General features: G+C 72.5%; 9 protein-coding genes and 1 pseudogene. 4 read left to right on the top strand and 6 right to left on the bottom strand.

Going from position 1 to position 10261, the window contains the following annotated elements; all coding sequences use genetic code 11:
- Window positions 1–278 (bottom strand): ADP-ribosylglycohydrolase family protein (locus tag EAO71_RS10675; protein ID WP_261992088.1); only part of this gene is annotated, 278 nt, incomplete at its 3' end.
- A gap of 99 nt (window positions 279–377) precedes the next feature.
- Between EAO71_RS10675 and EAO71_RS10680 the strand changes: the two genes are divergently transcribed.
- Entirely contained in the window at window positions 378–653 is a 276-nt protein-coding gene (locus EAO71_RS10680; RefSeq protein ID WP_147977505.1) for a DUF6343 family protein, read from the top strand.
- 10 nt (window positions 654–663) lie between these two features.
- On the opposite strand, the gene EAO71_RS10685 is transcribed toward EAO71_RS10680, so the two are convergent.
- The 3 genes from EAO71_RS10685 to EAO71_RS10695 form a co-directional block, all read right to left on the bottom strand.
- Complete coding sequence (locus tag EAO71_RS10685; protein ID WP_147977506.1) at window positions 664–1053, bottom strand: tetratricopeptide repeat protein; 390 nt, start codon at window positions 1051–1053, stop codon at window positions 664–666.
- A 196-nt stretch (window positions 1054–1249) separates the two neighbouring features.
- The gene (gene coaE, locus EAO71_RS10690; protein WP_147977507.1) at window positions 1250–1858 is read right to left on the bottom strand and encodes a dephospho-CoA kinase; all 609 of its coding nucleotides are present in this window, start codon (window positions 1856–1858) and stop codon (window positions 1250–1252) included.
- Between the two features lie 56 nt (window positions 1859–1914).
- Window positions 1915–2853: a PAC2 family protein gene (locus tag EAO71_RS10695; protein ID WP_147977508.1), complete on the bottom strand. Its 939-nt coding sequence runs from the start codon at window positions 2851–2853 to the stop codon at window positions 1915–1917.
- A gap of 211 nt (window positions 2854–3064) precedes the next feature.
- Here EAO71_RS10695 and EAO71_RS10700 point away from each other — a divergent pair.
- Window positions 3065–3824 (top strand): annotated as a pseudogene (locus tag EAO71_RS10700) (right-handed parallel beta-helix repeat-containing protein).
- Window positions 3825–3897: 73 nt separating this feature from the next.
- Here the strand turns inward: EAO71_RS10700 and rpsA are convergent.
- Complete coding sequence (gene rpsA, locus EAO71_RS10705; protein WP_019885395.1) at window positions 3898–5400, bottom strand: 30S ribosomal protein S1; 1503 nt, start codon at window positions 5398–5400, stop codon at window positions 3898–3900.
- 346 nt (window positions 5401–5746) lie between these two features.
- On the opposite strand from rpsA, the gene EAO71_RS10710 reads away from it, so the two are divergent.
- Window positions 5747–6583, top strand: coding sequence for a class I SAM-dependent methyltransferase (locus EAO71_RS10710; protein WP_147977509.1), 837 nt, complete (start codon window positions 5747–5749; stop codon window positions 6581–6583).
- A gap of 103 nt (window positions 6584–6686) precedes the next feature.
- The gene (hrpB, locus tag EAO71_RS10715) at window positions 6687–9281 is read left to right on the top strand and encodes an ATP-dependent helicase HrpB (RefSeq protein ID WP_147977510.1); all 2595 of its coding nucleotides are present in this window, start codon (window positions 6687–6689) and stop codon (window positions 9279–9281) included.
- Here hrpB and EAO71_RS10720 read toward each other — a convergent pair.
- The gene (locus tag EAO71_RS10720) at window positions 9268–10236 is read right to left on the bottom strand and encodes a PorA family protein (RefSeq protein WP_147977511.1); all 969 of its coding nucleotides are present in this window, start codon (window positions 10234–10236) and stop codon (window positions 9268–9270) included. The two genes, hrpB and EAO71_RS10720, sit on opposite strands and share 14 nt — an antisense overlap.
- Window positions 10237–10261: the final 25 nt, after the last annotated feature.

The following is a 10261-nucleotide window of genomic DNA, read 5'->3' on the forward strand; positions in this document are numbered from 1 at the left end:
GTGTCGAGCCAGCGGCGGTACGCGTGGGCCACGCAGGCGGTCTCACCACCGCCGATCCCCTTGGCGGTCGACCGCACGTGCGCCCTGATCAGGCCCTCGACCGTGAAGAGGGTCATCTGGGTGTCGTCGGTGATCCGTCCGACCACCCCGTCCGCGTCCGGCACCGGGCCGGTGACGCCCCGGTCCCCGTACGCCCGCCGGATCGCGCCGAGCGACTGGAACTCCACCGGGCCGCCGAGCGCGTCCCCGACGGCGCCGGCCAGCAGGGAGCCTCGCACCCGGGACCGTCGGACCGCGGTTTCCCACCACCCCTGACCGTTCACACGCCCCCCTCGCGGGTAGATCCCCAGTAGGCACCGGCAGGAGGTGCGAGCGCCATGCGTACGGGGAGTGAGCCGACGACCGCGCGCAGTCCGCTGCGCATGCGGTTCTGGCTGAGTCTATGGGGGCTGCTCTGGGCGGCCTTCGGCACCACGGTGTTCGCCCTGGTCGGGCGGCCGGGCTGGGCGGCGGCCTGCGGCGTGCTCTTCCTGGTGGTCGTGGTCGACCTGGTCATGGTCGTGCGGCACCTGCGTCAGGGGCCGCACTGGCAGCCCGGCCGGGACATCCCGCCGTACGAGCCCGATCACGGCGGCACGCGGCCGCGCCGCTGACCCGACCGGTTCAGTCGTCGGCGCCGCCGAGGCCCTGCGTGCCCCCGAAGCGGGCCGCTTCGAGGTACTCGGGCTTCGGGTCGAGCGCCGCCGCCAGCCGGAAGTGCCGGGTGGCCTGCTCGGGGCGGCCGGAGCGCTGGAAGGTGCGGGCCAGTGCGAAGTGGGCGAAGGCGTTGTCCGGCTCGCGCTCCAGCACGAGTTCGAACTCCAGCTCCGCCGGTCGCAGTTGGGCGGCCGCGAAGAAGGCACGGGCGCGCAGCAGCCGCGCGGCCGTGTTCTCGGGGTGGGCGGCGATCACCGAGTCGAGCAGTTTCACGGCACCGCGCGGGTCCCGCGCTGCCAGCAGCTGCTCGGCGGCGCGGAAGTCGATGACGTGGGTCTCCGGGTTCCTTTCGGCCACGGTGGCATCCTTCCCCTAGCTCCGGCGGTTCAACATCGCGTACGGCGGTCGTATTCCGCACCGGGACACGCTCCGGTCGCCGTCCCCGCGATCCCTACCCAGCCAGGGGCGCCGTCGATCGGCGGCGCCCGCACGGCTTTCGCCGCCGGGCGGCCGGGGACTCCCCGCGGAGGCCGTGCGTCACCCCGTGCGCCGGCTACCGCTTCTGGTCGGCCGCCCGCCGCGCCAGTTCCTCCCAGACCTTCCGCACCTGGGGCTCCAGCGCCTCCAGCGGTCCGTCGTTGTCGATCAGGAGGTCCGCGACGGCGCGCCGCTGCGCGCGCGTGGCCTGGGCGGCCATCCGGGCCCGCGCCTCGGGCTCGGCCATGCCCCGCCGCGCCACGAGGCGGTCGAGCTGGGTCTCGGGGGACGCGTCGACCACGACGACGAGGTCGTAGAGCGGGGCGAGGCCGTTCTCCGTGAGCAGGGGGACGTCGTGGACGACGACGTCGTCCGGGCCGGCCGCCTGCTCCAGGTCGGCGGACCGGGCGCCGACCAGGGGGTGGACGATGGAGTTCAGGGTGGCCAGGCGGTCCGCGTCGGCGAAGACGATCGCGCCGAGCTTGGGCCGGTCCAGGGTTCCCTCGGCCGTCAGGATGTCCGCCCCGAAGGCGTCCACGACGGCCGCGAGCCCGGGCGTTCCGGGCTCGACGACCTCGCGGGCGATCTTGTCGGCGTCGATCAGCACCGCCCCGAGGGAGACGAGCAGCCGCGACACTTCACTCTTGCCGGCGCCGATTCCGCCGGTCAGGCCCACCTTCAGCATGAGCGGCAGCTTAGGACCCCGGCCGGGCGGGCGCCCGCGCGGGGCCCGCGGCCGGGTCAGGCATCGCCCTCGCGCTCGGCCAGGAAGCGCTCGAACTCGCGCCCCAGCTCGTCCGCCGAGGGCAGCTCCACGGGCTCCGCGACCAGGCTGCCCCGGGTCTCGGCTCCGGCGGCCGCGTCGTACTGGTGCTCAAGGCCCTGGACCAGCGCCACGAGTTCCTCGTCGCCCTCGCCGATCTGGCGCTCTATCTCGGTCTGGGTGCGCCGGGCCTCCGTGCGCAGCGCGTGCGCGACGGCGGGCAGGACCAGTCCGGTGGCCGCCGTGATGGCCTCGAGGGCGGTCAGCGCCGCGTCCGGGTAGGAGGAGCGGGCGACGTAGTGCGGGACGTGGGCGGCGACACCGAGGGTGTCGTGGCCGGCCTCGGTGAGCCGGTACTCGACGAGGGACTCGGCGCTTCCGGGCACCTGCGCCTCGTCGAAGGGGCTGCGGTGGCCGGGCATGAGGTCGACGCGGTTTCCGTGGGGGGTGAGGCCCACGGGACGCGTGTGCGGGACGCCCATCGGGATGCCGTGGAAGTTCACCGTGAGCCGGACACCGAGCCGTTCGACGATCTGGCGGACGGCGGCTGCGAACCGCTCCCACTCCACGTCCGGCTCGGGACCGGACAGCAGCAGGAAGGGGGCGCCGGTCGCGTCCTGGACCAGCCGGACCTCGATCGCGGGCGTCTCGTAGGCCGTCCAGCGGTCGCGCCGGAAGCTGAGCAGCGGGCGGCGGGCACGGTAGTCCACGAGGCGGTCGTGGTCGAAGCGGGCGACCACCTGGTGCGGAAGCGTCTCGAGCAGACCGTCGACGATCTGCTCGCCGGTCTCTCCCGCGTCGATGTAGCCGTCGAAGTGGTAGAGCATGACCAGCCCGGCCGACTCCTGCGCCAGCGCCACGTCCACCACGGCAAGGCCCTGCCGGTCCCATTCGTACAAATCCTGGGGATCAAGCACGATTTCCGCTCCTCCTCTGTTCCTAGGGGGAACACCTTCCGCGCCATGCCCATTCCCCCACGGGCCCGGAGTTGCGCCCCCGCTCCGGGGGGCCATTGGTCCAGACCTTGACATGCCCATGAGCGATCCCTACCGTCACGAAGCAGCGTCGTGTTCAGTATTTCGTTCACCATCCACATACAAGAACACCGTCTCACGGGAAGGCACCCCCATGCGCACCCGAACGCTGCTCCTCCCGCTGCTTCCGGCCCTCCTCGCCGTGCCGCTCGCAGCGCCGCCGGCCTCGGCGGCGACGATCGAGGTCACCACCGCGGCCCAGCTCAAGACGGCTCTCGCCGGCGCCCGGCCGGGCGACACGATCCACCTCGCCGACGGCACCTACACGGGCAACTTCAAGGCCACCGTGCCCGGGACCTCCGCCGCCCGCCATCCACCTCCGCAACTCCAGCCGCGACGGCGTGATCAGGAACTCGCGGATCTACGACACCGGGAACGACGGCCGCGGCATGGGCGAGGGCGTCTACGTCGGCTCGGCGGGCGGACTCTCCGACCGGAGCGACAACGCGCAGATCCTGGGCAACACCATCGGCCCCGGCGTCGGCGGCGAGGCCGTCGACATCAAGGAGGGCACCACGGGGGCGAGGGTCGTCGGCAACACCTTCGACGGGCAGGGCCTCACCGGGGCCAACTTCGACGACTCGTGGGTCGACGTGAAGGGGAACGGCGTCCTGGTCGAGAACAACACCGGGCGCAACACCACCAACAACGGCTTCGAGACCCACACCCAGCAGAGCGGCTGGGGCTGCGGAACGGTCTTCCGCGACAACCGCTCCGACCTGACGGGCGCGGCGGGCGCCCAGCAGCTGGCGATCAACGTGACCAACCTGAGCGGCAGCTGCCCGACGACGGTCCACTCGTCCAACTCCGTCACCGGCGGAAAAGGGCTGACGAACATCCCCGTCACCCCGTGAAACGGCACGAGGCCCGCTCCCCCGAGGGGGAGCGGGCCTCGTGACCTCAGCTGTTCAGCTGGTGGTCAGAGCTTCAGCTCTGGCCGCCGGCCAGCTTCTCGCGCAGGGCCGCCAGGGCCTCGTCCGACGCCAGGGCGCCGGAGTTGTCGTCCGACTCCGAGGAGTACGAACCACCCGAGACGCCCGCCGGGGCACCGGCCGGAGCGGCGGCGCCACCCTCGGCAGCGGCGGCCTCGTCGGCCTCGCGGGACTTGATGACCTGAGCCTGGTGCTGCTCGAAGCGCTGCTGCGCCTCGGCGTACTGGGTCTCCCAGGCCTCGCGCTGGGTCTCGTAGCCCTCGAGCCAGTCGTTGGTCTCGGGGTCGAAGCCCTCGGGGTAGATGTAGTTGCCCTGGTCGTCGTAGGACGCGGCCATGCCGTACAGGGTCGGGTCGAACTCGACCGAGGCCGGGTCGGCACCGAAGGACTCGTTGGCCTGCTTCAGCGAGAGGCTGATGCGACGACGCTCGAGGTCGATGTCGATGACCTTGACGAAGATCTCGTCGTTGACCTGGACGACCTGCTCCGGGATCTCCACGTGGCGCTCGGCCAGCTCGGAGATGTGGACCAGACCCTCGATGCCCTCGTCCACGCGGACGAACGCACCGAACGGAACCAGCTTGGTGACCTTGCCGGGAACGACCTGGCCGATCTGGTGCGTCCGGGCGAACTGCTGCCACGGGTCCTCCTGCGTCGCCTTCAGCGACAGGGAGACACGCTCGCGGTCCATGTCCACGTCGAGAACCTCGACGGTGACCTCCTGGCCGACCTCGACAACCTCGGAGGGGTGGTCGATGTGCTTCCAGGACAGCTCGGAGACGTGCACGAGGCCGTCGACGCCACCCAGGTCCACGAAGGCACCGAAGTTGACGATCGAGGACACGACGCCGGAGCGGACCTGACCCTTCTGGAGGGTCGTGAGGAAGGTCTGGCGGACCTCGGACTGGGTCTGCTCCAGCCAGGCGCGGCGGGACAGGACCACGTTGTTGCGGTTCTTGTCCAGCTCGATGATCTTGGCCTCGAGCTCCTTGCCCACGTAGGGCTGGAGGTCGCGGACACGACGCATCTCGACCAGGGAGGCCGGGAGGAAGCCGCGGAGGCCGATGTCGAGGATGAGACCACCCTTGACGACCTCGATGACGGTACCGGTGACGATGCCGTCCTCTTCCTTGATCTTCTCGATGGTGCCCCAGGCACGCTCGTACTGGGCACGCTTCTTCGAGAGGATCAGGCGGCCTTCCTTGTCCTCCTTCTGAAGGACAAGGGCCTCGATCTCGTCGCCGACCTTGACGACCTCGTTCGGGTCGACGTCGTGCTTGATCGAGAGCTCGCGGCTCGGGATGACACCTTCGGTCTTGTAACCGATGTCGAGCAGGACCTCGTCCCGGTCGACCTTCACGATGACGCCGTCGACGATGTCGCCGTCGTTGAAGTACTTGATCGTCTCGTCGATCGCGGCGAGGAAGGCTTCCTCGTTACCGATGTCGTTGACCGCAACCTGCGGGGTGGTGGCGGTGGTCTCGGTGCTGCTCGTCATGTGGGAAAGGGCTCCGGTTACGGACAGAAAGTCGTAGGTACTGCTACGCCGAGAGCCCGTATCGCACCAAGAAGCCGGACAGCCAATGAAGCGCCGATTCCGCGAACGGAAGGGGCGCCCCGAAAACCGAGGGGACATACAACAGGTACGAGCGCGGCCTGCTCCGTCTGAGGCGCGCAGGCCCGCAGCGCAACCTTTAGCATACGGGGGCAGCCGGACAGGGTCAATGCGCGAAGCGCGCACCCGGGGCGGATCGCCTCATAACCGGCACAACTCGAGTCGCCCCAGGCCATACGGCCGCGGGTCAGGACAGCCGCGCTGAGCGCAAACTACATCGACGGGCGAGATGAACCAAGAGTACGGACGCGAAGACGAGGACGACTTCGAGCCGGAGGCGACCCGGCGTGACGCGGGGGACGCGGAGAGCAGCCGGGCGAGCCGTGGCTGGTGGGACAGGAACGCCGACGAGTACCAGAGCGACCACGGAGCGTTCCTCGGGGACGCCCGGTTCGTCTGGGGCCCCGAGGGTCTCGACGAGGCGGACGCGGAGCTGCTCGGACCGGCCGCAGCGCTGAAGGGGCTCGACGTCCTGGAGATCGGCGCGGGCGCGGCGCAGTGCTCGCGCTGGCTGGCGGCGCAGGGCGCGCGGCCCGTGGCGCTCGACCTCTCCCACCGGCAGCTCCAGCACGCCCTGCGGATCGGCGACGACGTCCCGCTCGTCGAGGCGGACGCGGGCGCGCTGCCCTTCCGGGACGGCTCCTTCGACCTGGCCTGCTCGGCGTACGGGGCGGTGCCCTTCGTGGCGGACCCGGTGCAGGTGTTCCGGGAGGTGCGCCGGGTGCTGCGGCCGGGCGGCCGCTGGGTCTTCTCGGTGACGCACCCGATCCGCTGGGCGTTCCCGGACGAGCCGGGACCCGAGGGCCTGTCGGTCTCCGCCTCCTACTTCGACCGCACCCCCTACGTGGAGCAGGACGAGCGGGGACGGGCCGTCTACGTGGAGCACCACCGGACGATCGGCGACCGGGTACGGGACGTGGTGGCCGGCGGGTTCCGGCTGCTCGACCTGGTCGAGCCGGAGTGGCCCGAGTGGAACAGCCAGGAGTGGGGCGGCTGGTCCCCGCTGCGGGGGAACCTGATCCCGGGCACGGCGATCTTCGTCTGCGAGCGGGGCGGGACGGCGTAGCCCGCGGCGCCTGGCGGGTCCCGACCGAGTACCAGTCCTATGAAATGACCGGCCCTGTGGACGACGCGGCCCACCGCTTCGCACGAGGACCGAGACTGAGTGCGTGATCCGAAACGACGCACTCGACCGTCTCCCCGTCCGCCATGCCGTCCCCGAGCTGCTGACCGCGCTCGAGGAGCGCGGCACCGCGGTGCTGGCCGCGCCTCCCGGCACCGGCAAGACCACCCTCGTGCCGCTGGCGCTGGCCGGACTCATAGGGGACGGTCCGCGGCGGCGGGTGCTGGTGGCCGAGCCCCGCAGGATGGCGGTGCGGGCGGCGGCACGCCGGATGGCGTGGCTGCTCGGGCAGGAGGTGGGAGGGGCCGTCGGCTTCTCCGTCCGCGGGGAGCGCCGGACCGGCCCCGCGACCCGGGTGGAGGTCGTCACCACGGGTGTCCTGCTCCAGCGGCTCCAGCGCGATCCGGAGCTGCCGGGCGTGGACGTGGTGCTCCTGGACGAGTGCCACGAGCGCCAGCTGGACGCGGACACGGCGATGGCGTTCCTGGTCGACGTGCGGGCGACGGTGCGACCCGACCTGTGTCTGATCGCGGCCTCGGCGACCGGCGACACCGGGGCGTGGGCCGACCTGCTCACGGTCCTCGACTCCACGGGCCCGGCACCGGTCGTCCGGGCCACCGGCGAGGGGCACGGGTGCCGTGTCCTGTTCGCGGCTCCGCCGCCCGGGGTCCGGCCGGCGCACGGCACCCGGGTCGATCCCGCCCTGCTGCGCCATGTGGCCGCGACCGTGCGGCTCGCCCTCGAACGGCACGAGGGCGACCTCCTCTGCTTCCTCCCCGGGACGGGCGAGATCGCGCGGACGGCGGGGATGCTGGCGGACCTCGACGCGGAGGTGCTGCAGCTGCACGGCCGGGCCCCGGCGGCGGTGCAGGACGCGGTACTGAAGGGGAGAGGGCCCGGGGACGCGCGCCGGGTGGTGCTGACGACGTCCGTGGCCGAGTCGAGCCTGACGGTGCCGGGCGTGCGGATCGTCGTGGACTCGGGACTGGCCCGGGAGCCGCGGACGGACCATGCCCGGGGGCTCGGGTCCCTGGCGACGGTGCCGGTGTCGGCCGCGGTCGCCACCCAGCGGGCCGGTCGGGCGGGTCGCGAGGGCTTCGGGACGGTGTACCGCTGCTGGTCGGAGATCGACGACGCCCGGCAGGCACGCTTCCCGTCGCCGGAGATCCGGGTCGCGAACCTGACGGCGTTCGCCCTGCGGGCGGCGTGCTGGGGCGACCCGGAGGCGGCCGGCCTCGCCCTCCTCGACAGCCCGCCGGCCGGGGCGATGGCGGCGGCGCGGTCCGTGCTGACGGCGATCGGCGCGGTCGGGGAGGACGGCCGGGTGTCGGAGCGGGGCGTGCGGATGTCCCGGATCGGCGTGCACCCGCGGCTCGCGCGGGCTCTGCTGGACGGCGCGCCGGAGGTCGGCGCCCGGCGGGCGGCCGAGGTGGTGGCGCTGCTCAGCGAGGAGCCGCCACGGGTGTACGGCGACGACCTGGCGGCGGCCTGGCGGGCGGCGCGCCGGGGCGGCGACGGGTACGGCGCCCGCTGGAAGTCCGAGGCGCGCCGGCTGGAGCGGTCGGCCGCGGAGGCGGACCTGGGATCCGGGACCGGTGCCGGCACTGGAGCCGGCACTGGAGCCGGGGCCGCCCGMGGGGCCTCGGGCGGGGCCGGGCGGGCGGACGACGCCGTGGCCGGGCTCGTGACCGCGCTGGCCTTCCCGGAGCGGGTGGCGCGGGCCCGTGAGGGCAGCGGATTCCTGATGGTGTCGGGGACGGGGGCCGCGCTCGCCGAGGGTTCGGCACTGCGCGAGGCCTCCTGGCTGGCCGTCGCCGTGGCCGACCGGACGGCGCAGAACGCCACGGCGCGGGTGCGGCTGGCGGCCGTGGTGGACGAGGACGTGGCACGTGCGGCGGCCGGGCACCTCCTCTCCTCGGGCGAGGAGGTGCGTTGGGAGGACGGCGACGTGGTGGCGCGGTCGGTGTCCCGGCTCGGTGCCGTCGAGCTCGCGGTACGCCCGCTGCGGGAGGATGCCGACCCGGGTCTCGTCCGCGCGGCGCTGCTCGACGGGCTGGGCCGTGAGGGGCTCGGGCTGCTGCGGTGGAGCCGGGAGGCCTCGGAACTGCGGCAGCGGCTGGGCTTCCTCCACCGGGTGCTGGGCGCGCCGTGGCCGGACGTGGCGGACGGGCCCCTGCTGGACCGGGCGGAGGAGTGGCTGGAGCCCGAGCTGTCGCGGGCACGCCGGCGGGCCGATCTGGGCCGGCTCGACGCGGGGCAGGCGCTCGGCCGGCTGCTGCCCTGGGCGACGGGCGAGGCGGCCCGGCTGGACGAGCTGGCCCCGGAGCGGATCGAGGTGCCGAGCGGCTCCCGGATACGGGTCGACTACGGCGGCGAGCAGCCCGTCCTGGCGGTGAAGCTCCAGGAGATGTTCGGCCTGGCCGAGACGCCGCGGGTGGCGGGCGTGCCAGTGCTCGTCCACCTCCTCTCCCCCGCCGGCCGCCCCGCCGCGGTCACGGCCGACCTGGCGTCGTTCTGGCGGAGCGGCTATCCCTCGGTGCGGGCGGAGCTGAGAGGGCGCTATCCCAAGCACCCGTGGCCGGAGGATCCGGGAGCGGCGGAGCCGACCCGGCACACCAGCGCGCGGCTCAGGAGGGGGTGACCGGTTCCGGGGCGGGACGCCGGTTCCGGGCTTCGGTCCAGAGCGCGAGGGCGAGGAGGACGAGGGAGAGCCCGGCGAAGGTCCAGGGCAGATAGGAGGTCAGCAGCAGGACGTAGGTGCGGTTGGTCCTGACCAGTTCGCCGGTGCTGCGGAGGTAGTCCTCGCGCATCTTCACATGGCCGGCGAAGGCGGTGACGGTGTCCTGGCCCATGAGCTTGCGGGCGTTGCGGAGCTCCTCCTGGTGGATCTCCTCGCCGTTGACGGGAGCCCCGGTGACGGGGTCGACCCAGAACATGCGCTTGGTGGTGTACCAGCGGGTGATGCCGGTCTGGGCGAGGAACTCGGGGGTGATGCCCTTGATCGGCATCGACTTGGGCATGGGGACCCGGGTCCAGGGGATGGTCTGCTCGAAGTAGTAGACCTCCATGCCCCTGAAGTCCCGGACACCCTTGTAGTGGATGGGGGCCGAGGTGCGCGCCTGGGCGTCGAAGTACTGGTAGTCCCGCTTCTCGGTGAGGAAGGGCCACTTGAACTCGATGCCCTCGCGCCGGACGGCGTCGCCGTCGACCATCTCGCCGGTCGCGTGGACGGGGTCCTGGGTGTGGGCGTCGAAGATGTAGCGCTCGGGGATCTGGGAGACCATCTTGCCGTCGGGGCCGGCGACGTGGGAGAGGGAGTCCCAGACGACGACGTCGCGGCCGGCGTCCTTCTCGATCCGCTTCGACTCCGCCACGTTGCCCTTGAGGGTCTGGATGATCGTGATCTTGTCGACCTGCTCGGCCTTGAGCGTCGAGTAGTTGAGCAGTGTCGCGGGCTTCGCCTCCAGGATCGTCACCTGGTACTGGTTCGGCGGGATCTTCACCGCACGGGGGAAGACGTACCAGCGCAGGGTGGGGGCCATCGAGGCGAAGCAGACGGCGAGGGAGAGCAGGACGAGACTCGCCAGGCGGCGCATGGGCGCTCCTCCTACGGGTGGGGGC

The organism is Streptomyces sp. MS191 (genome assembly GCF_008042125.1).
In the GTDB taxonomy this organism is placed as follows: domain Bacteria; phylum Actinomycetota; class Actinomycetes; order Streptomycetales; family Streptomycetaceae; genus Streptomyces.

Coding starts and splice junctions, on each gene's coding strand:
- EAO71_RS10680 (WP_147977505.1), top strand. CDS start 378: ATGCGTACGGGGAGTGAGCCGACGACCGCGCGCAGTCCGCTGCGCATG.
- coaE (WP_147977507.1), bottom strand. CDS start 1,858: ATGCTGAAGGTGGGCCTGACCGGCGGAATCGGCGCCGGCAAGAGTGAA.
- rpsA (WP_019885395.1), bottom strand. CDS start 5,400: ATGACGAGCAGCACCGAGACCACCGCCACCACCCCGCAGGTTGCGGTC.
- EAO71_RS10710 (WP_147977509.1), top strand. CDS start 5,747: ATGAACCAAGAGTACGGACGCGAAGACGAGGACGACTTCGAGCCGGAG.
- EAO71_RS10720 (WP_147977511.1), bottom strand. CDS start 10,236: ATGCGCCGCCTGGCGAGTCTCGTCCTGCTCTCCCTCGCCGTCTGCTTC.